General features: G+C 73.1%; 25 protein-coding genes and 1 riboswitch. Of the genes, 16 read left to right on the top strand and 9 right to left on the bottom strand.

Going from position 1 to position 25,861, the window contains the following annotated elements; all coding sequences use genetic code 11:
• The first annotated feature begins 24 nt into the window (after nt 1-24).
• Nucleotides 25-693, top strand: coding sequence for a TetR family transcriptional regulator (locus A6P39_RS28915; RefSeq protein WP_067039139.1), 669 nt, complete (start codon nt 25-27; stop codon nt 691-693).
• A gap of 75 nt (nt 694-768) precedes the next feature.
• Here the strand turns inward: A6P39_RS28915 and A6P39_RS28910 are convergent, their stop codons facing one another.
• Together A6P39_RS28910 and A6P39_RS28905 are read right to left on the bottom strand one after the other, a co-directional pair.
• Nucleotides 769-1,002 (bottom strand): ferredoxin, encoded by a 234-nt coding sequence (locus A6P39_RS28910; RefSeq protein WP_067039140.1) that lies wholly within the window; start codon nt 1,000-1,002, stop codon nt 769-771.
• Between the two features lie 3 nt (nt 1,003-1,005).
• Nucleotides 1,006-2,457: an aldehyde dehydrogenase gene (locus A6P39_RS28905; RefSeq protein ID WP_067039141.1), complete on the bottom strand. Its 1,452-nt coding sequence runs from the start codon at nt 2,455-2,457 to the stop codon at nt 1,006-1,008.
• Nucleotides 2,458-2,659: 202 nt separating this feature from the next.
• Here A6P39_RS28905 and A6P39_RS28900 point away from each other — a divergent pair, with 202 nt between their 5' ends.
• The 3 genes from A6P39_RS28900 (at nt 2,660) to A6P39_RS28890 (ending at nt 5,700) form a co-directional block, all read left to right on the top strand.
• A complete protein-coding gene (locus tag A6P39_RS28900) occupies nt 2,660-4,030 on the top strand; it encodes a hypothetical protein (protein WP_159395915.1) in 1,371 nt (456 codons plus the stop codon).
• Nucleotides 4,020-4,574, top strand: a complete 555-nt coding sequence (locus tag A6P39_RS28895; RefSeq protein ID WP_067039143.1) for an NUDIX hydrolase — start codon at nt 4,020-4,022, stop codon at nt 4,572-4,574. The genes A6P39_RS28900 and A6P39_RS28895 overlap by 11 nt, the downstream gene beginning before the upstream one ends.
• Nucleotides 4,575-4,680: 106 nt before the next feature.
• Nucleotides 4,681-5,700 (top strand): MBL fold metallo-hydrolase, encoded by a 1,020-nt coding sequence (locus A6P39_RS28890; RefSeq protein ID WP_067039144.1) that lies wholly within the window; start codon nt 4,681-4,683, stop codon nt 5,698-5,700.
• 5 nt (nt 5,701-5,705) lie between these two features.
• Here A6P39_RS28890 and A6P39_RS28885 read toward each other — a convergent pair whose 3' ends face one another.
• From A6P39_RS28885 to A6P39_RS28875, 3 genes are read right to left on the bottom strand one after another with little or no spacing between them, the layout of a single operon-like run.
• Nucleotides 5,706-6,947: an MAB_1171c family putative transporter gene (locus A6P39_RS28885; protein ID WP_067039145.1), complete on the bottom strand. Its 1,242-nt coding sequence runs from the start codon at nt 6,945-6,947 to the stop codon at nt 5,706-5,708.
• Nucleotides 6,947-7,546: a hypothetical protein gene (locus A6P39_RS28880; RefSeq protein ID WP_234378690.1), complete on the bottom strand. Its 600-nt coding sequence runs from the start codon at nt 7,544-7,546 to the stop codon at nt 6,947-6,949. Before A6P39_RS28880 ends, A6P39_RS28885 begins: the two co-directional genes overlap by 1 nt.
• Complete coding sequence (locus A6P39_RS28875; protein WP_067039146.1) at nt 7,543-8,133, bottom strand: helix-turn-helix domain-containing protein; 591 nt, start codon at nt 8,131-8,133, stop codon at nt 7,543-7,545. The genes A6P39_RS28880 and A6P39_RS28875 overlap by 4 nt, the downstream gene beginning before the upstream one ends.
• Nucleotides 8,134-8,384: 251 nt before the next feature.
• Here A6P39_RS28875 and A6P39_RS28870 point away from each other — a divergent pair, with 251 nt between their 5' ends.
• The 8 genes from A6P39_RS28870 to A6P39_RS28835 all read left to right on the top strand — a co-directional run bounded on the left by A6P39_RS28870 (nt 8,385) and on the right by A6P39_RS28835 (nt 16,857).
• Nucleotides 8,385-9,260: a hypothetical protein gene (locus tag A6P39_RS28870; RefSeq protein ID WP_067039147.1), complete on the top strand. Its 876-nt coding sequence runs from the start codon at nt 8,385-8,387 to the stop codon at nt 9,258-9,260.
• Between the two features lie 334 nt (nt 9,261-9,594).
• Nucleotides 9,595-9,670, top strand: a riboswitch (cobalamin riboswitch).
• 132 nt (nt 9,671-9,802) lie between these two features.
• Nucleotides 9,803-11,020, top strand: coding sequence for a prenyltransferase/squalene oxidase repeat-containing protein (locus A6P39_RS28865; RefSeq protein ID WP_067039237.1), 1,218 nt, complete (start codon nt 9,803-9,805; stop codon nt 11,018-11,020).
• Nucleotides 11,017-11,685, top strand: a complete 669-nt coding sequence (locus A6P39_RS28860; protein WP_067039148.1) for an SCO2322 family protein — start codon at nt 11,017-11,019, stop codon at nt 11,683-11,685. The genes A6P39_RS28865 and A6P39_RS28860 overlap by 4 nt, the downstream gene beginning before the upstream one ends.
• Nucleotides 11,678-12,793: a CbiQ family ECF transporter T component gene (locus A6P39_RS28855; protein ID WP_067039149.1), complete on the top strand. Its 1,116-nt coding sequence runs from the start codon at nt 11,678-11,680 to the stop codon at nt 12,791-12,793. Before A6P39_RS28860 ends, A6P39_RS28855 begins: the two co-directional genes overlap by 8 nt.
• Nucleotides 12,790-14,481: an ABC transporter ATP-binding protein gene (locus tag A6P39_RS28850; protein WP_067039150.1), complete on the top strand. Its 1,692-nt coding sequence runs from the start codon at nt 12,790-12,792 to the stop codon at nt 14,479-14,481. Before A6P39_RS28855 ends, A6P39_RS28850 begins: the two co-directional genes overlap by 4 nt.
• Nucleotides 14,478-15,356: an ECF transporter S component gene (locus A6P39_RS28845; RefSeq protein WP_067039151.1), complete on the top strand. Its 879-nt coding sequence runs from the start codon at nt 14,478-14,480 to the stop codon at nt 15,354-15,356. The genes A6P39_RS28850 and A6P39_RS28845 overlap by 4 nt, the downstream gene beginning before the upstream one ends.
• Nucleotides 15,357-15,650: 294 nt before the next feature.
• The gene (locus tag A6P39_RS28840; protein WP_067039152.1) at nt 15,651-16,067 is read left to right on the top strand and encodes a transglycosylase SLT domain-containing protein; all 417 of its coding nucleotides are present in this window, start codon (nt 15,651-15,653) and stop codon (nt 16,065-16,067) included.
• Between the two features lie 91 nt (nt 16,068-16,158).
• Nucleotides 16,159-16,857 (top strand): YoaK family protein, encoded by a 699-nt coding sequence (locus A6P39_RS28835; RefSeq protein WP_067039153.1) that lies wholly within the window; start codon nt 16,159-16,161, stop codon nt 16,855-16,857.
• A gap of 9 nt (nt 16,858-16,866) precedes the next feature.
• Here A6P39_RS28835 and A6P39_RS28830 read toward each other — a convergent pair whose 3' ends face one another.
• The gene (locus A6P39_RS28830; RefSeq protein WP_067039154.1) at nt 16,867-18,102 is read right to left on the bottom strand and encodes a cytochrome P450; all 1,236 of its coding nucleotides are present in this window, start codon (nt 18,100-18,102) and stop codon (nt 16,867-16,869) included.
• A gap of 236 nt (nt 18,103-18,338) precedes the next feature.
• Here A6P39_RS28830 and A6P39_RS28825 point away from each other — a divergent pair, with 236 nt between their 5' ends.
• Nucleotides 18,339-19,508, top strand: coding sequence for a steroid 3-ketoacyl-CoA thiolase (locus A6P39_RS28825; RefSeq protein ID WP_067039155.1), 1,170 nt, complete (start codon nt 18,339-18,341; stop codon nt 19,506-19,508).
• Here the strand turns inward: A6P39_RS28825 and A6P39_RS28820 are convergent.
• The gene (locus tag A6P39_RS28820; RefSeq protein ID WP_067039156.1) at nt 19,492-19,758 is read right to left on the bottom strand and encodes a DUF397 domain-containing protein; all 267 of its coding nucleotides are present in this window, start codon (nt 19,756-19,758) and stop codon (nt 19,492-19,494) included. The two genes, A6P39_RS28825 and A6P39_RS28820, sit on opposite strands and share 17 nt — an antisense overlap.
• The gene (locus A6P39_RS28815) at nt 19,739-20,566 is read right to left on the bottom strand and encodes a helix-turn-helix domain-containing protein (protein ID WP_067039157.1); all 828 of its coding nucleotides are present in this window, start codon (nt 20,564-20,566) and stop codon (nt 19,739-19,741) included. The genes A6P39_RS28820 and A6P39_RS28815 overlap by 20 nt, the downstream gene beginning before the upstream one ends.
• A 108-nt stretch (nt 20,567-20,674) precedes the next feature.
• On the opposite strand from A6P39_RS28815, the gene A6P39_RS28810 reads away from it, so the two are divergent.
• The 3 genes from A6P39_RS28810 to A6P39_RS28800 are packed head-to-tail and all read left to right on the top strand — an operon-like array spanning nt 20,675 to nt 23,691.
• Nucleotides 20,675-21,040 (top strand): ATP-binding protein, encoded by a 366-nt coding sequence (locus A6P39_RS28810; protein WP_067039238.1) that lies wholly within the window; start codon nt 20,675-20,677, stop codon nt 21,038-21,040.
• Between the two features lie 40 nt (nt 21,041-21,080).
• On the top strand, nt 21,081-21,551 hold the full coding sequence (locus A6P39_RS28805; RefSeq protein WP_067039158.1) for a hypothetical protein: 471 nt from the start codon (nt 21,081-21,083) through the stop codon (nt 21,549-21,551).
• 10 nt (nt 21,552-21,561) lie between these two features.
• Nucleotides 21,562-23,691 carry a hypothetical protein gene (locus tag A6P39_RS28800; protein WP_159395917.1) on the top strand — a complete coding sequence of 710 codons (2,130 nt, stop codon included), beginning with the start codon at nt 21,562-21,564 and terminating at the stop codon, nt 23,689-23,691.
• Here the strand turns inward: A6P39_RS28800 and A6P39_RS28795 are convergent.
• Nucleotides 23,633-25,669 (bottom strand): bifunctional glycosyltransferase 87/phosphatase PAP2 family protein, encoded by a 2,037-nt coding sequence (locus A6P39_RS28795; RefSeq protein WP_067039160.1) that lies wholly within the window; start codon nt 25,667-25,669, stop codon nt 23,633-23,635. The genes A6P39_RS28800 and A6P39_RS28795 overlap by 59 nt on opposite strands.
• Nucleotides 25,670-25,861: the final 192 nt, after the last annotated feature.

Raw genomic sequence — 25,861 nt, 5'->3', positions numbered from 1 at the left:
ACCGACTGTCACGGAACGGGACCCATGCCTGCGGAATCCAAGGTGGAAGTGAGTACGGTCCGGCCTTCGTCGTCTCCGTCGTCTCCGCTCACCGAGCGGCAGGAGGCCCGCCGCCGCAGGATCCTGCACGCGAGCGCCCAGCTGGCCAGCCGGGGCGGTTTCGACGCGGTACAGATGCGCGAGGTGGCCGAGTCCTCCCAGGTCGCCCTCGGCACCCTCTACCGCTATTTCCCCTCCAAGGTCCACCTGCTGGTCGCCACCATGCAGGACCAGCTGGAGCACATGCACGGCACCCTGCGCAAGAAGCCCCCGGCGGGTGACACGGCGGCCGAGCGGGTGGCGGAGACCCTGATGCGCGCCTTCCGCGCCCTGCAGCGCGAGCCGCACCTGGCGGACGCGATGGTCCGCGCCCTGACCTTCGCCGACCGCAGCGTCTCCCCCGAGGTCGACCAGGTCTCCCGCCAGACGACCGTGATCATCCTGGACGCGATGGGCCTGGAGCACCCCACCCCCGAGCAGCTCTCGGCGGTCCGCGTCATCGAACACACCTGGCACTCGGCGCTCATCACCTGGCTCTCGGGCCGCGCCTCCATCGCCCAGGTCAAGATCGACATCGAGACGGTGTGCCGGCTGATCGATCTGACGGAGCCCGCGGAGGACGAACGGCCCCACCGCCGCTCGCCCCGGGGGTAGTCGAGCCGGGCGGCGCGACCGCCGCCCCGGGATTCACCGGGGCGGCGGTCGCTACCTGGCGGTCCGGCCGGTTCGCTACTCCTCCGGCGGAAACACCCCTTCCCCGCTCCCCGCCAGCGTGATCAGAATCGCCTCCACGGGGCAGCTCTCGGCCGCCTCCAGGACGGACTCGGTGGCATCGGTGTCCGGGGCCACCGGGTGGGACTGGCGGGCGGAGTCGAGGCGGAAGGCGTCGGGTGCGTGGTGGAGGCACTGGGCCGAGCCGATGCACACCGACCGGTCGACCTCGACGTGCCAGCGGTCGCCCATGTCTCACGCCCCCGCCGGCAGGTGGATCATCTTGTGCTCGAGGTACTCGCCGTAGCCCTCGGGGCCGAACTCCCGGCCCAGACCGGAGTTCTTGTAGCCGCCGAACGGGCCGAGCATGTCGAGGCTGAAGGTGTTGACCGAGTAGGTGCCGGTGCGGACCTGCCGGGCCACCTCGATGCCGTGCTCGACGTCGGCGGTCCACACGCTGCCGGACAGGCCGTAGTCGGAGTCGTTGGCGATCTTCAGCGCCTCCTGCTCGTCGCCGTACGGGAGCAGGCAGATCACCGGGCCGAAGATCTCCTCGCGGGCGATCCGCATGGAGTTGTGGACGTCGCCGAAGAGGGTCGGCTCGACGTACCAGCCGCGCTCCAGGCCCGCGGGACGGCCGCCGCCGGTGAGGACCTTGGCGCCCTCCTCCTGGCCGATGCGGATGTAGTCGAGGTTGCGCTGCTGCTGGCGGCGGGCGACCAGCGGGCCGACCTGGGTCGCCGGGTCCAGCGGGTCGCCGACCTTCAGCGCGCTCGCCGCCGCCGCGAAGGCGTCGGCGTACTCGTCGTAACGGGTGCGCGGGACGAGGATGCGGGTCTGGGCCACGCACGCCTGCCCGTTGTTCATCCAGGCCGCCGGGACGATCCCGGACACCGCCGCCTGCACGTCCGCGTCCGGCAGGACGACGGCCGCCGACTTCCCGCCCAACTCCAGTGTCACGCGGGTCAGGTGGCGGGCCGCCACCTCCATCACACGCTTGCCGGCCGCGACCGAGCCGGTGAAGGAGACCTTGTCGACGCCGGGATGCCCGACCAGGTACTCACTGACCTCCCGGCCGGCGGGGAGGATGGACAGCACGCCCTCGGGGAGGCCGGCGTCCCGCGCGATCTCACCGAGCAGGTACGCGTCCAGCGGTGACTCCGGGGACGGCTTCAGTACGACCGTGCAGCCGGCCAGCAGCGCGGGCGCGAGCTTGGCGGCGGCCACGAACTGCGGGACGTTCCACGGGACCACGGCCGCGACGACACCGACCGGCTCGCGCCGGACGAGGATCGGGCCGAGCACACCGTCCCGGCGTTCCTCGTGCGGGTACCCCTGCGCGACCTTGATCGCCGCGTCCCACACCATCATCGCGCCGAGCGCCTGGGCGAGGACGCTCCAGGAGTACGGGGAGCCGTTCTCCGACGAGATCACCCGGGCGATCTCCTCGTGCCGGGCGGCGATGCCGTCCTTGATCCGGTTGACGACCTCGATCCGCTCCTCGAGCGTCGCCCGCGGCCACGGCCCCTCGTCGAAGGCGCGGCGCGCGACGGCCACGGCCCCATCGACGTCCTCCCGGCAGGCGTGCGGCACCCGGCCGATGACCTCCTCGGTGTGCGGTGAGATCACCTCGATGACGTCCTTGCCCACGGGGTCGGTCAACTCGCCGCCGATGAACAGCTGTCCGTGTTCCACGAGTCCGGTCATGCCCCGCCACCCTTTCTGACGCTGTTTCAGAACTGATACCAGTTCTAGTTGAACTAGGCCAGACCCAGGGCCGGATAGGCCCCCACCAGCGGGTTCACCCACTGCGCCGGCGCCGCCACATGTGCGGCCGACCCCTGCGTTGTTCCGCTCGTCCGCACATGCTGAACTGGCTCGCGTAGGGACGCCGCAGAAAGGCAGGCACATGACCGCGGTCCTCAGCACAGGGTGGGACAGCGTACGGCAGCGGGCCAGGCTCAGCCCCCAAGTGCCCGGGGCCACCGCCCCGTTGGAGCGGCTGTCCCCGCTCGGGCGGGCGGAGCTGCTCGGGCGGCTGCGCTGGGAGGTCATCCAGGGAGGCTCCCTGTTCCTGACCTATCCCCAACTGCTCGATGGTGCCGTCTTCGCCGTGCTGCGGCCCGCCGCGCTCCTGGACGAGCTGGCGATCCGCGCGATCGGCGGTGGCGCGGTACTGCCGATCCGGGTGAACTCCCGGAACGCGGACCTGGCCGGACAGCTGATCGCGATGCTCTCGACCGGTTTCCTCTTCTCCTCCCTCCCGGTCCCCGACGAACAGTGCCTGCGGCTCCAGCGGGAGCTGGCCGAGCGCGCGGACGCCGAGGCTGCCGCCGCGGCCGTCGGCGCCGAGGGGCCGGTCGGCGCGGCAGACCGGTTGCTGGCGGCGACGGGTGTCCTCGACACCCCGCTGCGGCGGCGCACGATCACCCGGTGGAGGGACTGGCTGGAGGCCGCCGAGCGCGGCCTGCTGGAGGTCAGCCCCCTGGCGCCCGCCGACTACGCGACCGCGTACGCGCTGCGCCCCCCGCCGCGCCCGGAGGAAATAGCCGGTGCCGAGGGCCGGGCGGTGCTCGCCGCCTGGACCGGCGGAGAGTTCGATGTGAACGGCCTGCCCAGCCGCAGCCGCCTGTACGAGAGCCTTGACCGCCTGCTGCACTCCGGTGACCCCGCGGCCGAGGCGGATGCGCAGACACTGCGCGAGTCCTTCGACGAGACGTACTACCGAGCCATCGCGGCGAGCGAGGGATGCATGCTCGGGCTGGCCTCGCCGAGACGCGGCATCCGGCGCCGCGAGGCAGCGACGCTCGTGGAGCGGACACCGGTCGTGACGTATCCGACCCGGTTCGAGCTGCGGCTCGGCCTGATGAGCGGTGAGCAGTGGCAGCGATACACGGATGACGCGGCCGACGCCCTCTCCCGTTGGTGGCACCAGCAGGACCTGGCCGCACTGCAGGAGGTGGGGGACCTGCTCGCGGGCCGTACGAAGGAGCCACCGGCACGTGGCGTGGACGAGGTCCCGGTGACCCGGCTCCAGCGGTTCGCGCGCAGCGCACGGGGCGCTACCGCCCAGATGGTCGCGGGCGGCGGAATGAGCCTGGCGACCAGCCTGCTCGGCCAGGGGACGCCCGGAGTGTTCGCCGCCGGCGCGGGCGGGGCGCTCGCGCCGGTCGCCGTTGCGGCCGTAGCGGCCGGGGTGACCCGCCTGACCGACTTCCGGGGGCGGTACGACGTGATAGAGCTTCCAGGGCTGCCGGGAGGAGAAGCTCATGGACACTGAGGCGCCACGCACGCACACCCACAAGGCGTACGCCGATGCCGACGGCGGCCGATGGTGCGAGGTCTACGTCGACACCTACCGCCTGCCCTCCGGCGCCGAGACCGTCCGGCACCGCGTCCGTGTCGGCGGTGGCCGCACAGGAGTCGTGGTGCTGGCCAGGCGAGGTGACGACATTCTGCTGGTCCGCCAGTGGCGAGCGACGATCGGCCGGTGGGCCTGGGAACTTCCGCGCGGATTCGGCGAGACCGATCCTGTCTCGGACGCGCTGCGCGAACTCGTCGAGGAGGCGGGGCTGGTCGGCTCCGCGGCGGCTGCGGTGGCGTACCTGGACGTCGACTCCGGCATGCTGGAGAACGAGGTCGCCGTCGTCGAGGTCTCGGTTCGAAGTGACGCACCACTGCGCCCCGACTCGGCCGGCGACGGCGAGATCGCCGCGGCGCGCTGGTGGAGTCCGGACGACATCGCAAAGGCGATCCGTGCGGGAGAACTGCGGGACGGCTTCACGCTCGCCGCGCTCGCGGCATCCAGCGCGGCCCGTGGCTAGAGCAGGCGCTGCGGATCGTTGCGACCCATCGATCTGACGTTCCGTCAGTTCTGGTTATAGTGGGCAATGGCCGCGCGGCGGAGTGGCCGACGGGGCGGAGGGTCTGATGACGACGACGTTCGATCACGGCGGGGGCGTGCGGTCCGTGGCGGTCCCCATCCCTGACAACCCCCTCGGCCACACGCTGGTGTACGTGGTCGAGACCGGCCGCGGCCCGGTGCTGGTCGACACCGGCTGGGACGACCCCGCGTCCTGGGACACGCTCACGGCGGGCCTGGCCGTGTGCGGTACGGCGGTGGCGGAGGTGTACGGCGTCGTCGTCACCCACCATCACCCGGACCACCACGGCCTGTCGGCGCGGGTGCGCGAGGCCTCGGGCGCGTGGGTGGCGATGCACGCGGCCGACACCGCGGTCGTACGGCGCACCCGGGAGGCCCGGCCGGAGCGCTGGTTCACGTACATGAGCGCCAAGCTCGCGGCCGCCGGCGCCCCGGCGGAACACCTCGCCCCGCTGCGCACCCCCCGCACCCTGCCCGGACTCTCCCCCGCTCTCCCGGACCGGGAGATCGTCCCCGGTGAACTCCTCGACCTGCCCGGCCGCCGGCTGCGCGCGATCTGGACCCCGGGCCACACGCCCGGCCACGTCTGCCTGCACCTGGAGGAGCGGCACCCCGCACAACTCCCGGGCAGCGGCCGCCTGTTCAGCGGAGATCATCTGCTGCCCCGGATCACCCCGCACATCGGCCTGTACGAGGATCCCGACGACGCGACGGTCACCGACCCGCTCGGCGACTACCTCGACTCCCTGGAGCGGATCGGGCGGCTCGCGCCCGCCGAGGTCCTCCCCGCCCATCAGCACGCCTTCACCGACGCGCCGGGGCGGGTACGGGAGTTGCTCGCCCATCACGAGGAGCGGCTCCTCGGTCTGCTGGCCCTGCTCGCCGAGCCGCGCACTCCCTGGCAGCTGGCGGAGCGCATGGAGTGGAACCGTCCGTGGGACCACATCCCCTACGGATCACGGAACATCGCCGTCTCGGAGGCCGAGGCCCATCTGCGGCGGCTGGTGAAACAGGGGCGGGCGGAGCCGGTGGCGGGACGTGAGCCGGTGGCGTACGTCGCCGTGTGATCCGGTCAGCGGCTGCGGCGGGGCTGTGCGGTGAGGCCTTCCGCGGTGGCCTCCTGCCTGCGGAACCGGTCGATGGCCGGCGTGTGGAACCGCAGCGCGTGCGCGATGGACTCCAGCTCGCTGTCGGGGAGGCAGGCCGCGGCGACGGGCCGTCCCGCCTCGTCCGTCCGGCCCGTGGCGGGCGGGTCGTCCCCGCCGGCCGGGCCGTGCAGCACGTCGGCCGCGATCAGGATGTCCACCGCCCCGGCGATGCCCCACGCCTCGGCGTCGGGGTGGCCCGCCGCCACGGCCGCGGTACGGACCCGCTCGCGCCGGTCCGGCCTGAGGTGCGGGGCCAGTTTGAGCAGGCCGTCGTTGATGGCGGCCCGGCGCAGTTCGAGGCGCAGGGCGGCGCCGCTGACCCGGCCGGTCGCGGGGGCCGCCGGGGCGCTGACCGTCAGCATGGTCTGCCACAGCGGCCGTAGCCTCCGGTGGGTGCGCACCAGCCGCCGGCGCTCGTCGACCACCGGGCCGGCCTGCCCGGCGATGAAGCCGACGGCGACCAGGAGCGCCTCGACGATGGCGAACGGCGGGGCGACGTACGTCGACAGCCAGTCCCAGTCCCGGCCGCTCCAGCGGGCGCCGATCGCGGCGAGTTTGGCGGCGTCGAAGACGAGCCCGAGGGCGTAGGCGACCTGGAGGAAGGTCACGGCGCGGCGCAGCCAGGTGTCCTTGACCTCCTTGGACCAGGCCCACAGCATACCGGTCGCGACCAGCGCCGACGCCAGGTGCGCGGCCAGGTACAGCAGCCCGAACTCGCGCATCCAGGGCGTGTCGGCGTAGTAGGTGTCGAGGTCGCGCAGCCGCTCCACGTGGTGGTCGCCGAGCGAGAACGTCGTCCACAGGCCCGCGACGATGGCCGAGTACCCCAGCCACACCAGACGGGTGCGCCGGCGGCGGACGGCGGACGGGGGTTCGCGCCAGGTGATGATGAGCCACACGCAGGCGCCGCTGTAGAGGGTGACCAGCGAATAGACCCACACGCCCGCGAAGTTGGGGACCCCGGTGATCTCGTTGATGCGGTGCAGGTTGGCGGGCGGCAGCGAGGCGCAGGCGATCGCGCCGATGCCGAGCAGCAGCGCGGTGGCCCGCAGGATGGGGTCCTGCCAGGCGCGGCGCAGCAGCGGAAGTTTGATCACGAAGGCCACGGCGAACAGCGCGGCCGGCACGGCGTAGGCCGCGAAGGATCCGGCGATGTCCCAGCGCATCAGGGCCCGCCGATGTTGCCCAGCGAGGACGACAGGCGGTCGGTGAGGGTGTCCTGGGTCAGCCGGCCGGCCGCCACCCCCGGCCCGACGACCTTGGAGAACTTCGCGGCGAGCCGCAGCCCGCACTCCTCGGCCTCCCACTCGGCCGCGGCGGCGGCGCCGACCGGGGAGCGGGCGGCCATGGCGACGACGCGGTCCCAGGGGATGTCCTCCTCGGCCTGGGACAGCAGGCGGCGCGCGGCGGCGGGCGGCCCGGACGGATGGTGCACGTCCAGGGTGCCGTAGTGGATGTGGCCGATCTCGTGCCCGGCGATGACGAACTTGTGCGGGTCGGGGGCGCGGTCCTCGACCACGACGATGTACTTCTCGTCCAGCGCGAGCGTGACCCCGGAGACGTCGAGCCCGGGCGGGAAGGTGACGAACTTCAGCCGGACCGGGCGGTCCAGCCGCGGGCTGAGCGTGGCGCACAGGGCGTGCAGGAAGGCCTCGGCGCCGGTCGGTGCGGTGAGGGTGCGGGCCGTGTCGCGCACCAGCCGGTCGAGGAAGCGCTTGGGCGACCGGGGGGAGCCGGCGGAGCCCGGGGGCTTGACGGGCTTCACCGCCGGGTGTCCTCCGCCCGTTCCGAGGAGATGATCATCTCCGCCAGGTCGGCGAGCGTGGCGAGCTGGCGGGCGTTCATCTGCGGGGCGCGCGCGGCGAGCCGGACCAGGCCGCTCTCGCGCAGTCTGAGCAGCGGATCCGCCTCGGCCTCCAGTCCCTGGAGCACCGGCTGCAGGGCCTCGTGCAGCGCCTCCGGCTCGTCGGCGGTGAAGAAACCGGCGGGCAGGCCGAAGAAGCGGCGCAGCCGGTCGGTGTGCTCCAGGCTCGGCATCCCGCTCTTGCGCCACTCGCTCAGCCACTGCCGGCTGGTTCCGGCGATCCTGGCCAGCTCGTCGAGCGAGTACCGCTTGCCGTCGGGCCGGCGCCGGGTCTCGCGGATGAAGTCCAGCCGCTGGCGCACGCGTCCGGCCAGATCGGCCTCGGGCGCCCGCCCGCCGCCGAGCAGTTCGACGACGACCGCGACGGGTATGCCGGTGCGATAGGACAGGTCGGCCACGTCGAGTGCCTCCGGCAGCCGGCCCGGCCGGCCGGTCAACTCCCCGAGCCTGGCCAGGACTTCGGCCAGCGAGGTATAGGCGTCACTCACCGAGGCCCCCCTGAGTGTGTGTGGTCCGTGCGATGGCCGGACGAGACGCGAGGCTACCCGGTCGTCCGGTCGCCGACCAGACGCGACAACGGTCACTGCCCAATGTGGCAGTAATAGTTGACAGTTGAGGGTGCGACGGGTGAGGATCACGGCACAGAGAGCAAGCAACAGACCCACCCCGGGTGCCGCCTATGGGGGAGCGGCATCCGGGGTGCATCTCTGCCCCGCCTCCCCGCGAAGGTGACGCGCCGATGCCTCAGCCCGTCCTTCTGCTCGGGGCCGGCCCGGCCGCGTACGGATTCCCGCTGGCGCGGATCGCCGGGATCCGGCCGGTGATCCTGGTCGACACCGCCGCGCCCGGCTGGGCGCGGCCCTTCCTGTCCGGCCACCTCGCCGCCGACCCGGCGCGGGAGGCGGAGACGGCCGGGACGATCGCCCGGTACGCGGACGGGCAGCGGATCGCGGGGGTGCTCACCTGGACCCGGGAGCACCTGGTCACCGCCGCGCGGATCACCGGGCACCTGGGACTGCCGGGCCTGTCGCACGAGACGGCGAGGGCCTGCGCCGACCCGGTGGTGGTACGCGCCCTGCTGGCCCGGCACCGGGTGCCGCCCGACGGGCCCGGCGACGCCGACGGCCCGCTGGTGTCCGCCGAGACCGTCGTCCTGGACGACGAGGTCCGCATCGCCGCGCTCACCCGTACGACGCCGGGTGGGCCGGGGCGCCTGCCACTGCGGCACTGCGTCCACGCGCACGACGGCCTGCTGCACAACCGCTTCCTGCGGCAGACCGTCGAGCGGGCGGTACGGGCACTGGGGCTCACCCACGCCGTCGCCCATGTGGGGCTCCGGGTGACGGAACGCGGGCCCCGGGTGACAGGGGTCGCGCCGTATCTGCCGGGTGACCTGATCCCTTCGCTGGTGGAGCGGGCGACCGGGGTCGACCTGGCGGAGGTGGCGCTGGCGCTGGCGTGCGGGACGCGGGTGGACGTCTCGCCCAGCCGGCAGCGCGCCGCGGCGGTCCGCTTCGATGAGTCGACGGATTCCAGGCAGCGCCGGCGGCGGATGTACTGGGTGGCGGAGGGGGAGGACGTGGCGGAGTGCGACCGGGCACTGGACGCCGCCTAGTGCTGTGGCCGGAAAGGTTTGCCGGAAAGCTCGCGGCGTCCGGTGCGGTGCATCGCAAGGCGGAGCATCGCCCGTGTACTGGATGTACTCGGGTGATGCGACAACGCGGCGAGGTGCCGTGCCGGGCGTCGCGAGCCGGTGAACCTTTCCGGTCGCAGCACTAGGCACGCCCGGGCCACGGCGCCGAACTCCCGCCCGGCCCGCGCCCCTTGAGGGCGTCGCCCCGCCGCTCGTGACAAGTGACCCCGGTCACCGCCACCCTGTGCCCACGGCCACTCCTCAGGTCGCGCGGGGCTGCCGGTAAAGTGGCGGGGTCGTCATCACACCCGTACAGGGGGAAGCCGGTGCAATTCCGGCGCTGACCCCGCAACCGTGAGCCGTTCGTCACCGGACGGCGAGCCGGACTGCCCCGGACGGGACGTTGACCGGCTCACGTGCGTCGGCGGCCCGCCGCGCACGGCACCGTCGAGGTCTACGGAGCCGAGCCGCCCGGGGTGTCCCGCGCGCTGCCCGGCTCCCCGCAGGAGAGGCAGTCGCCGCCCATGAACGTCCGCCGCAGCGCAGCGGCTCTCGCCGTCGCAGGCGTGCTGGCCGCCGCCGCGCCCGCCATGGCCGCCGGGCCGTCCCCGTCCCCGTCCCCGAAGGCCGTGCTCCCCGCCGGGCTGTACGGCACGACGGACCCCACGTACGACGGCGTGTGGCGCCAGTCGCTGACGCTGGTCGCACAGCACACGCTCGGCTACGAGCCGGCCGCGCAGGCCGTGGACTGGCTCGCCGGCCAGCAGTGCGCGAACGGCGCCTTCGCCGCGTTCCGCGCCGCCCCGGCCAAGCCCTGCGACGGCAAGGTCATGGTGGACACCAACAGCACGGCCGCCGCCGTCCAGGCCCTGAAGGCGGCCGGCGGGCACGAGGCCGCGGTCGACAAGGCCATGGCCTGGCTGAAGTCCGTGCAGAACGAGGACGGCGGCTGGGGCTACTCCCCGGCCGCCGCCAGCGACACCAACTCCACGTCCGTCGTCATCGGCGCGCTGGCCGCCGTCGGCACCAACCCGGCGGACGTCCGCAAGGCGGGCGAGTCGCCCTACGACCTGCTGGCCGCCCGGTCCATCCCCTGCGGCCAGCCCGGCGGCGGTGGCCTCGCCTACCAGCCGGACAAGAAGGGCAAGCTGCTGGCCAACGCGGACGCGACGGCGGCGGGCGTGCTCGGTGCGCTCGGCAAGGGGTTCGTCACCGGGGCCGGCAAGGCCCCCGGCACCCACGAGTGCGCCGACAGCAAGCACCTCACCCCGGCACAGGTCGCGGACAACGCGGGCGCGAACCTCGCGTCGGTCCTCGCGAAGAGCGGCCACCTGACGTCCACGCTGCCCGGCGCCACGGACCAGCCGGACTTCGGCAACACAGCGGACGCGGTCGTCGCGCTCGCCGCCGACGGCCGGCTCGCGCAGGCGCTGCGGTCGTACACCTGGCTGGAGAACAACGCCGCTCACTGGGCCGAGCAGAGCGGCCCGGCGGCCTACGCCCAGCTGATCCTCGCCGCGCACGCGGTCGGCGCGCAGCCGGGCGACTTCGGCGGCACCAGCCTCGTCCGGTCCCTCAACGAGCTGGGCCCGGCCCCGCACATGGCCTCGGCCACGCCCGGGACCAAGAAGAAGTCCGACGACAACTCGTCGTTCGGTGCCTGGTGGTTCGTCGGCGTCTGCCTCGTCGCGGGCATCGGCATCGGCTTCCTGCTGAGCGGCCGCAAGAAGCGGCAGCCGTGACCGCGGCCCGCCGCGCCGCGAGCCTGGTGCTGACCGCGTTCGTCCTGCTCACGGCCGCGGCGACACAGGCGCATGCCACCGGGTACCGCTACTGGTCCTTCTGGGAGCGCACGGGCGGGCAGTGGACCTACGCCACGACGGGCCCGTCGGGTGTCCAGCCCGACGACGGCGCGGTGGAGGGCTTCCGCTTCGCGGTCAGCGCGGACTCGGCGGACGCCAGCAGGCCGCGCGGCGCGGCGGACTTCGGCACGATCTGTGCGTCCACCCCGGCCAGGTCCGGCACGAAGCGGGTGGCGTTCGTCCTCGACTTCGGCACCCCGGCGGACGCGCCGTCCGGCGAGACGCCGCCGGCCCGGCGGACGGCCTGCGCGCGTGTGTCCGGCGACGCGACGACGGCCGAGGCGCTGGCCGCCGTCGCGAGGCCCTTGCGCTACGACACCAACGCCCTGCTGTGCGCGATCGCCGGTTATCCGCGGACGGGGTGCGGGGAGCAGGTGCCGGCGGGGAAGCGGGCGTCCGCCGCAGGGAAGGACGCCAAGGACGCGAAGGAGGGGAACGGCGGCTCGGGCGGCGGACCTTCCCTCGGGTTGCCGATCGGCGCGGGCGTGGTCGCCCTGCTGGCGGGCGCGGCGGTGTGGCAGTCGCGACGGCGGCGCGATGCGTAGCAGCGGCACCCCGCAAGCGCGCGTGGGCGAACCCGCCCCCGCCGGGCGCCGGACCGCGCTCCACCCCGGCGCCTGGTGGCTCTGGGCGCTCTCGCTCGGCACTGCCGCCACCCGCACCACCAACCCCCTCCTCCTCGCCCTCCTCATATCCGCGTCCGCCTACGTCGTGGCGACGCACCGCACCCCCGCCCCCGCCGCCCGCTCCTACACCGCCTTCGCCAGGCTCGGCGTCGCCGTCCTCCTCATCCGTCTTGTCTTCGCGGTGGCGCTCGGCTCCCCCATCCCCGGCACCCACACGCTCCTCGCCCTCCCCGAAGTCCCGCTCCCGCACTGGGCCGAGGGCATCCGGCTGGGCGGCAGGGTCACCGCCGAGGCGCTGGTCTTCGCGGCGTACGACGGTCTGAAGCTGGCGACCCTCCTGATCTGCGTCGGCGCGGCGAACGCCCTCGCGAGTCCGGGCCGCCTGCTCAAGTCGCTGCCGGGGGCGCTGTACGAGACCGGCGTCGCCGTGGTCGTCGCCCTCACCTTCGCGCCCCACCTCGTCGCCGACGTCCAGCGCCTGCGCGCCGCCCGCCGGCTGCGCGGCCGCCCGGACCGGGGCCTGCGCGGCCTGCTCCAGGTCGGACTGCCCGTTCTGGAGGGCGCGTTGGAGCACTCGGTCGCGCTCGCGGCGGCGATGGAGGCCCGCGGCTACGGCCGCAGCGCCGAGGTCCCCGTCCGGGTCCGCCGTACGACGGCCGTGCTCACCCTCGGCGGCCTGCTGGGCGTGTGCGCGGGAACGTACGGGCTGCTGACCGCGGAGGGCGCCGGTTACGGGCTGCCGGTGCTGCTCGCCGGAGTGGCCGCCGCCCTCGCGGGCCTGCGGCTGGGCGGGCGGCGCTCGCTGCGCACCCGGTACCGCCCGGACCCGTGGGACGCGCGGGCCTGGCTGGTGGCCGGTTCCGGCGCCGCCGTCGCCGCGCTGCTCACGCTCGCCGCCACCCGTGACCCTCAGGCCCTGCACCCCGGTGTCGTACCCCTGGTCGCGCCCACGCTCCCGCTCTGGCCCGCGGCGGCGATCCTGCTCTGTCTCCTGCCCGCCTTCGTCGTCCCCAGGGAGCCGTCGTGATCCGCTTCGAGGATGTCAGCGTGACGTACGAGGGCGCGGCCGGACCCTGTGTGCGGGGCGTCGGTTTCGAGGTGCCGGAGGGCGAACTGGTGCTGCTCGTCGGCCCGTCCGGGGTCGGCAAGTCGACCGTGCTCGGCGCGGTCAGCGCACTGGTGCCGCACTTCACCGGCGGCACGCTGAGCGGCCGTGTCACGGTGGCCGGCCGCGACACCCGGACCCACAAGCCGCGCGAACTGGCGGACGTGGTCGGCACGGTGGGCCAGGACCCGCTCGCCCACTTCGTCACGGACACGGTGGAGGACGAACTCGCCTACGGCATGGAGTCGTTGGGCCTCGCCCCGGAGGTGATGCGACGCCGGGTCGAGGAGACCCTCGACCTGCTCGGCCTCGCGGCCCTGCGCGACCGCCCGATCGCCACCCTCTCCGGCGGCCAGCGCCAGCGGGTCGCGATCGGCTCGGTCCTCACCCCGCACCCCCGGGTCCTGGTCCTGGACGAACCGACCTCGGCGCTGGACCCGGCCGCGGCGGAGGAGGTGCTCGCCGTCCTCCAGCGCCTGGTGCACGACCTCGGTACGACGATCCTGATGGCCGAACACCGCCTGGAGCGGGTGATCCACTATGCCGACCGCGCCATCCTGCTGCCGTCCCCCGGCGGGGTGCCGGTCGTCGGCACCCCGGCCGAGGTGATGGCCGTCTCCCCGGTGTACCCCCCGGTGGTCGGACTGGGCCGCCTGGCCGGCTGGTCACCCCTCCCCCTGACCGTCAGGGACGCCCGCCGCCGGGCCGCCGGCCTGCGCGACCAGTTGTCGGAACCCGGCAGACACCGGCCGTCGCCCCCGCCCCCGCCCGGCACCGGCACCGGCACCGGCACCGGGCGGCCCACGCGCCCCGCCCGCCGGCGCTTCTTCCGGCGTCCCGACCCGGCGCCCCTGCCCCCCGTGGTCGCCGAGATCCGGTCCCTGTGCGTGCGCCGGGACGGCATCACGGCCCTGCGCAACGTGGACCTCACCGTCACCCCCGGCGAGACCATCGCCCTGATGGGCCGCAACGGCGCCGGAAAGTCCACCCTGCTCGGCTCCCTCGTGGGCCTCCTCGCACCCACCACGGGCAGCGTGCGCGTCGGCGATGCCGTCCCCCATCGCGCCGCGCCCCCCGACCTCGTACGCCGCGTGGGCCTCGTCCCCCAGGAGCCGCGCGACCTGCTGTACGCCGACACGGTCGCCGACGAGTGCGCGGCGGCCGACCGGGACGCCGGGGCCGAGCCCGGGACCTGCCGGGCGCTGGTGTCGGAACTGCTGCCGGGGATCACGGACGGCACGCACCCGCGGGACCTGTCCGAGGGCCAGTGCCTGGCGCTCGCCCTGGCGGTCGTGCTGACCGCCCGGCCGCCCCTGCTGCTCCTCGACGAGCCCACGCGCGGCCTGGACTACGCGGCCAAGGCCCGCCTCGCGACCGTGCTGCGCGGCCTCGCCGCCGAGGGTCACGCGATCGTGCTGGCCACGCACGACGTGGAACTCGCGGCCGAGATCGCGCACCGCGTGGTGCTGCTCGCCGAGGGGGAGGTCATAGCCGACGGGCCGACCGCGCACATCGTGGTGTCCTCGCCGTCCTTCGCCCCGCAGGTGACGAAGGTCCTCGCCCCGCAGCAGTGGCTCACCGTGGCCGAGGTGCGCGAGGCCCTGTCATGAGGGCCGCCCGGTTGCACGCCGTCCGCCTGGGCCCGCGCTCGCTCGCCGCGCTCAGCCTGGTCAGCGCGGTCGGTGTGGTCGCCTTCGGCTGGCCCTTCCTCGCCCCGCCCGCCTCGCAGCTGAGCGCCCACGCCCAGGACGCGCCCTGGCTCTTCGCGGGTCTGCTGGTGCTGCTGGTCGCGGTCGTGGCGGCGACGATCGCGGAGTCGGACCTCGGGCCGAAGGCCGTGGCGATGCTGGGCGTGCTGGCCGCGACGGGAGCGGCGCTCAGGCCGATCGGCGCCGGGACGGCCGGGATCGAGCCGATGTTCTTCCTGATGGTGCTCAGCGGGCGGGTCCTCGGCCCCGGCTTCGGCTTCACGCTGGGCTCGGTGACGATGTTCGCGTCCGCGCTGCTCACCGGCGGGGTCGGGCCGTGGCTGCCGTTCCAGATGCTGTCGATGGGCTGGTTCACGACGGGCGCCGGGCTGCTGCCGGGGGCGGTGCGCCTGCGCGGGAGGGCGGAGCTGCTGCTCCTCGCCGCCTACGGCTTCCTCGCCTCCCTCGCCTACGGCACGGTCATGAATCTGGCGGGCTGGCCGTTCATGGGCGCCGCCGCCTCGGACATCTCCTTCCACGCCCATGCCTCCGTCCCCGCCAACCTGGCCCGCTTCGTCGCCTACTGCCTGGCCACCTCGCTCGGCTGGGACCTGGGCCGGGCCCTGTGCACGGTGGTGCTGACCCTGTTCCTCGGCCCGGCGGTGCTGCGCGCGCTGCGCCGGGCCACGCGGCGGGCCGCCTTCGAGACCGCGGTCACATTCGACGCCCCGAAGCCGTCACCCGACGCGGACGGCACCTCACCCAGCGGCACCGCGGCGGTGAAGCACCCCACATGACCCAGATCACCTACGATCCGGGGCAGTAGCACCAAATGTCCGAAACATCCCTTCGGGCACCCTCTCCGACCTGCGCATTGAGACCCACGCCACAGAGCCGACGTTTGCCTCCGTTCCGGCCACAACTAGTAAAAGGGGTCATTGCGGACGGTCTGCGGGCCTGCTTCTCTGGACGACGTCGCCAGGCGCCACGAGCCCACCCGGGCCGCGGCGCCGACGTATACGGCCGGCCATCGCGCGAACGGTGACCACGGCATACGGGCGGCCCCCTGTCCCCGACGCAAGAGGTTCTCCGTGTCCGTCTCCTTCATCCGCCGCATCGCCGCCCCGAAGAAGGCCCTCACGACCGCCGCCGTGGCCGCCGCCACCGCCGGCCTGGCTCTGACCGCGGCGCCCGCCCAGGCCGCCACGCCCGCGTCGGCCTCCTCCGCCCAGTCGATCGCGCACAAGATGATCCCGGACGCCGCGCAGTTCAACGCGTTCAGCAAGATCGTTTCGCATGAGAGTGGCTGGAACCCGTCCGCCACCAACTCCTCCTCCGGCGCCTACGGCCTGGTGCAGGCCCTGCCGGGCTCGAAGATGGCCTCCGCCGGTGCCGACTGGAAGACCAACCCGGCCACCCAGATCAAGTGGGGCCTGGACTACATGAAGTCCCGCTACGGCAGCCCGGTCAAGGCCTGGAGCTTCTGGCAGGCCAACGGCTGGTACTGAGCCGTTTCCCACCGACCGCTGAAGGCGGCGGCCCCGATCCCCGGGCCGCCGCCTTCGGCGTTCTGCCACCCGCCCGTGGTCAACTGAGGCGATGAGCGCAGCGCAGGAAGCACCGGCCCGGCAGCCCCACGACCCCGAGGCGCGCGGGCTGCGGCTCGTAGTGGTGCTGCTGGTCCTGACGGTGGTCAGCGGGCTGATCGACGCCGTCAGTTACCTGGGCCTCGGCCGGGTCTTCACCGCCAACATGACCGGCAATGTCGTCGTCCTGGGCTTCGCGGCGGCCGGCGCGCCCGGCTTCTCCGTCCCGCACACGGCCACCTCGCTGGGCTGCTTCCTGCTGGGCGCGGTGACCGGCGGCCGGCTGGCGGCCCGCGCCGGCAAGGACTCGCGCCGCCGCTGGACCCGGCTGACCCTCACCGGTGAGGCGCTCCTGGTGGCCGTGTCGGCGGCGGTCGCCTTCGCCTGGCCGCACGCCACGGGCACGGTCTACGCCCTGATCGCCCTCACCGGATACGCGATGGGCCTGCGCAACGCCACGGTCCGCAAGCTGGGCGTCGCCGATCTGACGACCACCGTCCTGACGATGACCCTGACCGGCCTGGCCTCCGAGTCCCGCCTCGGCGACGCCACCGGCCACCGCTCGCCGCGCCGCACCGCCTCGGTGATCGCCATGGTCGCCGGCGCCTGCCTGGGCGCCTGGCTGGTCCTCCACCACGGCCTCGGCATCCCGCTCGCGATCGCGGCGGCGGCCTCGGCCGTGCTGGCGGCGGTGGCGTCGGGCCGGGAGTGACCGGCCCGCTCAGGAGGCCGCGACCTTCAGTTCCTTGACCCCGTTGATCCAGGCTGAGCGCAGCCGCCGGGGCTCGTCGGCCAGTCGCAGCCCGGGCATGGCGTCGGCGATCGCGTTGAAGATCAGCTCGATCTCCAGCACCGCGAGGGACTTGCCGAGGCAGAAGTGCGGGCCGCCACCGCCGAAGCCCAGGTGGGGGTTGGGGTCGCGGGTGATGTCGAAGGCGTCGGGGTCGGTGAAGACCTCGGGGTCGTGGTTGGCGGAGGCGTAGAAGAGGCCGACCCGGTCCCCCTTCCCGATCCGTACCCCGCCCAGCTCCGTGTCCTGGGTGGCCGTCCGCTGGAAGGCGTTGACCGGGGTGGCCCAGCGGACGATCTCCTCGGCCGTCGTCCCCGGCCGCTCCCGCTTGAAGAGGTCCCACTGCCCGGGATGGGTGAGGAAGGCGTGCATCCCGTGGGTGATGGCATTGCGGGTGGTCTCGTTCCCGGCCACCGCGAGCATCAGCACGAAGAAGCCGAACTCGTCGGAGTTCAGGTTGCCTTCGTCCTCCGCCGCCACCAGGGTCGTCACGATGTCGTGGGCCGGGCACTGCTTGCGCTCGGCGGCCATGTTCATGGCGTAGGCGATGATCTCGGCGGCCGACTCGGCGCCGACCTCCTCCGTGATGGCGTACTCGGGATCGTCGTAGGCGATCATCTTGTTGGACCAGTCGAAGATCTTGGACCGGTCCTCCTGGGGCACGCCGATCAGCTCGGCGATGGCCTGCAGGGGCAGTTCGCAGGCGACCTCGGTGACGAAGTCGAAGGGCCCGGAGCGGGCGCGGGCGGCCGTGACGATGGCCCCGGCCCGTGCCCGGAGGCGGTCCTCGAGGGCGCGGATGGAACGTGGCGTGAAGCCTCGCTGCACGATCTGCCGGACGCGCGTATGTTCCGGGGGATCCATGTTGAGCAGGATGAGGCGCTGCGCGTCGATCGCGTCGCGCTGGATGTGCTCGTTGAAGCGGATGATCGCGGTGTTGAGGGTGGAGGAGAACAGCTCCGGGTGCGTGGAGACGTACTTGACGTCCGCGTGCCGGGTGACGGCCCAGTAGCCGTCGTCGGCGAAGCCCGCGACGCCGTGCGGCTGGGGGATCCAGCGGACCGGCTCGGCGCGGCGCAGCTCGGCGAACTCCGGGAGGGGCACGCGGTGGTGGAGCAGGTCGGGATCGGTGAGGTCGAACCCGTCGGGCAGCGCGGGGCAGTGCATCGGCGGCTCCCGTCGTTAAGTCCTGACGGTCCATCAGCGGGTGCCGTGAAGGTAGTAACGGGTTCTACAAGTAGCAAGGGGTACGGCGCCCCCAATCCGTGCGGAATTCGTGCAGATCGCAACTCCGGCACCTGCAAGACCCTTGCGGTGATGGACATCACGTCAGCAGACTGCTGGGCAGAACTAGAACGCGTACTAGTTCTGGAGGAGAGCCCTCTCGGAGAGGACCCGCACCCATGGCCGCCGAACCCGTGATCGTCGAAGCCGTCCGCACCCCGATCGGCAAGCGCGGCGGCGCGCTCGCCAACCTGCACCCCGCCTATCTCCTGGGCGAGACCTACCGTGAACTCCTCGGCCGCACCGGGATCCCCGCCGACGCGGTCGAGCAGATCGTCGGCGGCACCGTCACCCACGCCGGCGAACAGTCCATGAACCCCGCGCGCACCGCCTGGCTGACCATGGGTCTCCCCTACGAGACGGCGGCCACGACGGTCGACTGCCAGTGCGGCTCCTCCCAGCAGGCCTCGCACATGGTGGCCAACATGGTCGCGGGCGGCGTCATCGACGTCGGCATCAGCTGCGGCGTCGAGGCGATGAGCCGGGTCCCGCTCGGGTCGGGCTCCAAGCACGGTCCCGGCAAGCCGTTCCCGGACGAGTGGAACGTCGACCTGCCGAACCAGTTCGAGGCGGCCGAACGGATCGCACGGCACCGGGGGTTGAGCAGGAAGGACGTGGACGAGCTGGGCGTCCTCTCCCAGGAGCGGGCCGCCCTCGCCTGGGCGGAGGAACGCTTCAAACGGGAGACCTTCGCCGTGCAGGTGCCGACGACCGAGGAGGAGCAGTACGCCGGTCAGGGCATGTGGCGGCTGGTCGACAAGGACGAGGGCCTGCGCGACACGTCCCTGGAGGCGCTGGCCCGGCTGAAGCCGGTGATGCCGACGGCCGTCCACACGGCGGGCAACTCGTCACAGATCTCGGACGGGGCCGCGGCGATCATGTGGGCGTCCAAGCGGATGGCCCGGGCGCTGAAACTGAAGCCCCGGGCACGGATCGTCGCCCAGGCGCTGGTCGGCGCCGACCCGCACTTCCACCTCGACGGTCCGATCGACGCCACGCGCGCGGTGCTGGGCAAGGCGGGGATGTCCCTGAAGGACATCGACCTCGTCGAGATCAACGAGGCTTTCGCATCCGTGGTGTTGAGCTGGGCCCAGGTCTTCGAACAGGACCTGGACAAGGTCAACGTCAACGGCGGTGCGATCGCCCTCGGTCACCCGGTGGGGGCGACCGGCGCCCGCCTGATCACCACCGCCCTGCACGAACTGGAGCGCGTGGACAAGGAGTTCGCCCTCATCACGATGTGTGCGGGCGGTGGGCTGGCTACCGGGACGATCATTCAGCGGCTGTAGCCGACACAGACGCCCAGTTCACGAAGGTGGTGAAGGTGGCGGGGTCGAGGGTGAGGATCGGCCCCGCCGGGGTCTTGGAGTCGCGGACGGCGACAGTTGCCTCCGGCAGTTCAGCGACCTCAACGCACTGGCCGCCCTGGTCGCTGCTGTACGACGACTTGCGCCAGGCGAGCGGGCCGAGGGGCGCGCACTCGACGCATTCGCCGCCCTGGTCGCCGCTGTAGCTGGACTTACGCCACTTGCTCTCCATAGCGGTCCTCCATCACCCGTCGGATCAGCCCCGCCGAGTCCTTGATAGAGAGCGCGGCGGCTCGAAGATGATCGTAACGGAGCGAGCAGTCCCTGACGGTGTCCGGGTTCGCGGTTGTATGCCCGCTGCCGTACCCCTCGGTGTAGACGATGCTTGGGTCACCGACAAAGCGAAAGACGGTGAACGAGCCTTGCAGTCCCGGGTGTTCGCCGACCGAATACGGCAGGATCTGCACGTTGATCCGGGGGTCGTCCTCGAAAGTCAGCAGGTGGGCCAGTTGCTCGCGCATGACCTCATGGCCGCCGATTTCCTGATGCAGCGCGGCCTCACTGAGGACCATCCAGAAGACCGGTGGCTCCTCCTTCTCGAAGATGCGCTGGCGAGCGAGCCGAACGGCCGCCCGATCCCCTAGTTTGTCCCGATCCAGCACTCCGAGCACCGCCCGTACATAGGACGGAGACTGAAGCAGGCCGTGGATCAGGTGGGTCTGGAACGTACAGATCTCCGCCGCCCGCACCTCCAGCTCAGCCACCTGCTGGAACCAGGCCGGAAGCTGGCTCCGCATCACCAGCGGATGCAACCGTGTCAGTAACCCGCCCGTGCACAGCGCCGCGTCCGACCGCTGGCTGAAGTCCAGCGTCGGCAGCTTCCGGGCCGTCTCCACCTGGCCAACCATCGACCCCGTGTAGTTGATGACGTCCCCGAGCTGCCGCTGCGTGAGATCCGCCGCTTCCCGGTACCGGCGCAGCTCGAAGCCGTAGTAATCGAGTGGTGAGGCGCTGGGGTCGAGGGTGTTGATGTTCACCATGCCAAGTCCCCTCCCGGACCTGTTGTGTTCGTCCAGTTGCCCAGCGTAGTGACCGCAGGTCAGCCTCGCCCTGTGAACCTCAACATTCCCCACACTCCCCAGTACCGCATGAACCTCACCGTCGGCGAGCACTCGGTACGCCACATCCGCCGCATCGTCCGCTCGCTGCTCCGCGAATGGACGCTGACGGAGCTGACGTCCGCGGTGGAGCTGGGCGTGAGCGAGCTGGTCACCAATGTCGTACGGCATGTTCCGGACCGCCGCTGCACCGTGCTGCTCGCGCGGCGGACGGCGGGCGTACGGGTCGAAGTGGCGGACGGTTTCCGTCAACTCCCGTCGCTAGTATGCGAGATGGACCTGGAGCGGGAAGGCGGTCGCGGGCTCGCGCTGCTGGACGCCGTGGTCGACAAGTGGGGTGTGACGCCGTGGGCGGGGGGCCGCAAGACGGTGTGGTTCGAGTGCGGGATCACCTGACGGCGGACGCACACGGCAGACGAGCCGGGAGGCGTGAGCGGTGACGGACATGGCGGAGATGACGGCGGTGGCGGCGGGCGGTGGCCTGGTCATCGCACAGGCCGCCGGGCAGGCGGCCGGGCAGGCGGCCGGAACGGCCGTGTGGGACTTCCTCCGGACACGTGTCGCGCGGGTGGTGGGCCGGGGCGACCGGGGCCAGGAGGAGGGGGCGCTGGACCGACTGGACCGTACCCGCGACGCGCTGGCGGCCGCCGCGGACGATGACGAGCGGGAGCGGGTGCGGGCCGCGCACGCGCAGCTGTGGCAGGGTGAGTTCCTCTCCCTGCTCCGGGTGCTGAGCGCGGCCGAGCAGGAGCGGGCGGTCTCCGAACTGCGGTCTCTGGCCGGCGACTTCGGGGGGAACAGCGCAACCGGTCAGCCGGGGGTGTACGGCAACACCTTCAACGGGGGTACCGCCTTCCAGATCGGCGACAACAACCGCATGAACCCCCGCTTCGGCTCGCACGACTGACCCGCTCCGCATGACTCGTTCCGGCGAAGACAGACCCGGCGGGGTGTCGGGCAACACCTTCAACGGCGCCGCCGCCTTCCAGGTCGGCGAGCACAACACCATGCTCGTCCAGACTTATCTGACCGCCGGCGCGCCGCTCGATCTGGCGGCCGACGAGCTGGCCCGTGCGGTCGCCGCGCAGTGGCAGGAGGAGGCCGGGCTGCGGCGGCTGCTCGACCCGGCCCCGCTGCCGGTGCGGTGGCGCCTGGGCGGGCACGGGGTCACCGGGCCGGTGGGCGCGGCGACCGGCGAGGGCAGCCGGTCCCGGTTCGCCCCGGTGCCCGGACTGACGCCGGCCACCGGCGAACGGCTGCGCGCGGGCGGCGGGCTGCGCGAACTGCACGAGGTGTACGGCGGACTGGCGTCCGGCCGGCTGCTGCTGATCGGGCCGCCCGCCGCGGGCAAGACGGCCGCCGCCGTGCTGCTCGTGCTGGAGGCGCTCGCCCACCGGGCGCAGGCCGGGCAGGAGGACCGGGCGCGCACGCCGGTGCCGGTGCTGCTGTCCCTGGAGGGCTGGGACCCTGCCGGGCAGACACCCGTGGACTGGGTGGTGGGGCAACTGGCCCGCGCCTACACCCAGTTCCGGGGGCGCGGCGGGCGCGAGCTGGCCAGGGCGCTGGTGACGACGGGCCGGATCGCGCTGTTCCTGGACGGGCTGGACGAGGCCGACGAGCGGGCGCGGGCGGACATCGTCGGCGGCCTGGAGTCGGCGCCGTCCCGGCTGGTGCTGGTCTCCCGCACCGCGGAAGCCGTCGCCACCGCCCGCGAGGCCCGGCTCGGGGGCGCGGTCGCGCTGGAACTGGAGCCGGTGCGGCCCGCCGACGCCGCCGGCTATCTGCTGCGGCCGCTGCCCGATCCGCCGCCGCGGGCCTGGCGCGCGATCAGCGACCATCTGCTGGACGAGGGGGCGGCGGACCAGCCGGTCGCCCGCGCACTCGCCGGTCCGCTGGCCGTCGCCCTGCTGCGGGACGCCTACGCCGACGACGGCCCCGTCGACGAGCTGCTGGACACCACCCGTTTCCCCGGACCGCGCGCCGTCGAGGACCATCTGCTCGACCGTGCGGTCACCACCGCGTACACGGCGCGACCCGGTTACCCACGGCCCCGGTACACACCGGAGACGGCGGAACGCACCCTGCGGTTCATCGCCCGGCGACTCGACCGGGAAGGCACCCGGGACCTGCGCTGGTGGCACCTCCCGGCGTGGGTGGACCCGCGGACGAGGGCGGTGGGCGCGCGCCTGCTCGTCGGCACGCTGTATCTGGCCCTCGGGTTCCGCGTCCTGCGGTCGCTTCCCGGCTGGAGCCCGTGGCTGTCCGTCTGGGCGGCGTTCACGTGCGCGGGCCTGGCCGGAATGCGGGTCCGGGACCTCAGCGCTCCGCAGCGGCTGCCGAGCGCCGGATGGCGGGACATCTTCCCCCGGGGCTCGCTTCTCAACGCCGCCTGGAACTGGTTCGCCGTGACGTCGGCCGGCTGGGTTGTCTTCCGGCTCCTGAGCCTGCTGTGGGGAGGCTCCGCGCTCCCCCTGTGGCTGTGTGCCGTGGGTGCGGTGCCGGCCGCGTTCCATCTGGCGCTGGCCGCCGGCCGGGGGCACGATCTGGTGGTCGGTATCGTCCTCGGGCCGGAGGCCGGGTACGAGCGGTACCGGGTGCGGCGACGGTGGTGGTGGCGGCCCGTCACGCAGAGCCGGTCGGTCGGCCCCCGCGAGGTCTGGCGGCACCACATCAGGCTGCGGCTCGCCCTTGGACTGCTGACCGGCCTGTCCGTGGGCCTGTTCGTGGGGGTCTCGGTCGGCTCGCACTACGACCGGCGCAGCGGTGTCGTGACCGGGCTGTGCGCGGGCTTGTTGCCCGCCCTGTTGTCCGGGCCCCTCGGCAACCTGGCCGTCGCCACCGCCCTCACCGCCGTGGAACTGCGTGTGCGCCTGGGCACCCCCGTGCGCCTGATGTCCTTCCTGGAGGACGCCCGCCGCCGCAATCTGCTGCGGGCGACGGGCCCCGTGTACCAGTTCCGGCACGCCCGGCTCCAGGAGCGGCTGGCGGTCAGCTCCGGGCCGGGGTCCGGACGGAGACGGATTCCTCCCGGGCCACCGCCGTACTGACCACCCGCGCCCGCGGCCCCTGGAACAGATACGACAGCCCGAAACCAGCCGTCACCACCGCCGCGCCGCCGACCGCGTCGAGCACCCAGTGGTTGCCGGTGGCGATGATGGCCGAGACGGTGAAGAAGGGGTGCAGCAGGCCGAGGGCCTTCATCCACCACTTCGGGGCGATGACCGCGATGATGACACCGCACCACAGGGCCCAGCCGAAGTGCAGGGACGGCATGGCCGCGTACTGGTTGGTCAGCGCCGTCAGCGTGCCGTAGTTCGGCTTGGAGAAGTCCTGGACGCCGTGGACGGTGTCGATCATGCCGAGCCCCGGCATCAGGCGCGGCGGGGCCAGCGGGAAGAGCCAGAAACCGATCAGGGCGAGGAAGGTGGCGAAGCCGAGGGAGGCGCGGGCCCAGCGGTAGTCGACGGGGCGGCGCCAGTACAGGACGCCGAGCACGCTCAGCGGGACCACGAAGTGGAAGGACTCGTAGTAGAAGCCGAAGAACTCCCGCAGCCAGTCGATCTTCACCACGGTGTGGTTGACCCAGTGCTCGATGTCGATGTGCAGGAAGCGCTCGATGTCGAGCACGATGTGCCCGTGGTGCTCGGCGCGCGCCCGGCCGCCGGAGATGGTGCCGCCGGTCGCGGCGAGGCGGACCTGTGAGTAGGCGGCGTAGACGACCCGGATGAGCAGCAGTTCCAGCAGGAGGTTCGGGCGGGTCAGCACCCGGCGCAGGAACGGGACGAGGGGGACGCGCCGGAAGCGGGCCGGGACCTGCGGGGCGTACTCCGTGGGCACCGGGGTCTGGTAGTAGGGGGACGTCCGGGACAGGAACGGCACGGCGGTGGCCGCGGCCAGGGCCGCGAGCAGCACGAGGTTGTCGCGCAGCGGGTACAGCGCCGGCATGTTCGGCAGCATCATCTTCGCCGGGAGCGTGGTGACGAGGACCACGGCCACCGGCCAGACACAGCGGTCGGAGGCCCGCTTGCCGACCCGGCCGACCACCGCGAGCAGCACCCACAGCAGCTGGTACTGCCAGGCGGTGGGCGAGACGGCGACGATGGCGCAGCCGGTGACGGCGACGGCGAGCAGGAGCTGGCCGTCGGCCGCGTAGTGCACCGCGCGCCGCATGGCGAGGGCCGCGACGGCGGCGCTGAGCACCAGGAAGACGGCGATCTCCAGCGGGCCGGTCAGGCCGAGCCGGAGCAGGCCGCCGTGCAGCGACTGGTTGCCGAGGGCGTCCGCCTTGCCGCCGAGGCCGACCCCGGCCATGTGGTGCACCCAGTACGCGTACGAGTCGTGCGGCAGCGCGGCCCAGGCGAGCGCGGTGCAGGCGGCGAAGGCACCGGCCGTGGTGAGCGCGGCCCGGCGGCGGCCGGTGAACCACAGCAGCGGGGCGAAGAGCAGCAGGGTCGGCTGGAGCGCGGCGGCCAGGCCTATGCACAGCCCGCTCGCCCGCTGCCCGCGGACGGCGAAGCAGCCGAGCAGGACGAGCAGCACCGGGATGATGCTGGTCTGGCCGAGCCACAGGGCGTTGCGGACCGGCAGGGACAGCATCAGCAGGCTGATCGCGACCGGCGCGGCCAGCAGCGAGGTGCGCCGGCCGACCGGCTGGGGCAGCGCGCGGGCGGCGACCAGGCCGAGCGCGACGACCAGCAGCAGGGTGCCGAAGGTCCAGCTCCAGCCGAGGGCGGCCTGGGCGGAGCGGGTCAGCGGTTTGAGGACCAGGCCGCCGAAGGGAGTGCCGGTGAAGCGGGTCGAGTCGTAGATCGAGCCGTTCACATGAAGGACGCCGTGCGGGCCGACCCAGGTCTCCAGGTCGGTCAGCCGCTCGCCGCTCGGGGTGCTGAGGACGACGGTCATCTGCCGTACGGCGAGGATCGCCGCCACCGCCCACAGCGCCAGCCGGGCCGCGCGCAGTCGTGTTCCGGTGATGGCCTGCCCGAAGGCATCCGCTGGTCGCCCGCTGTGCTCCACGTTCGCCACGCCTGGTCGGCCTCCCGCCCCGTTCGTCCGGCGCCGTATACGCCACGTACCTCTGCGAACCCTATGAGGCTCGCAGACCCCCCGGACCTAGACGCAGGCAACCCCCGCTTCACCTGACGTCCGTTCGCCTTTTGTCCGGATGACGATGGCCAGCGGCCTGTGCGGTTGCGGTTGCGGGGCGCGAGAAGGATC

Origin of the sequence: Streptomyces sp. FXJ1.172, from assembly GCF_001636945.3 — a bacterium.
Lineage (GTDB): Bacteria > Actinomycetota > Actinomycetes > Streptomycetales > Streptomycetaceae > Streptomyces.
This window is presented reverse-complemented; position numbering and strand designations above follow the sequence as displayed.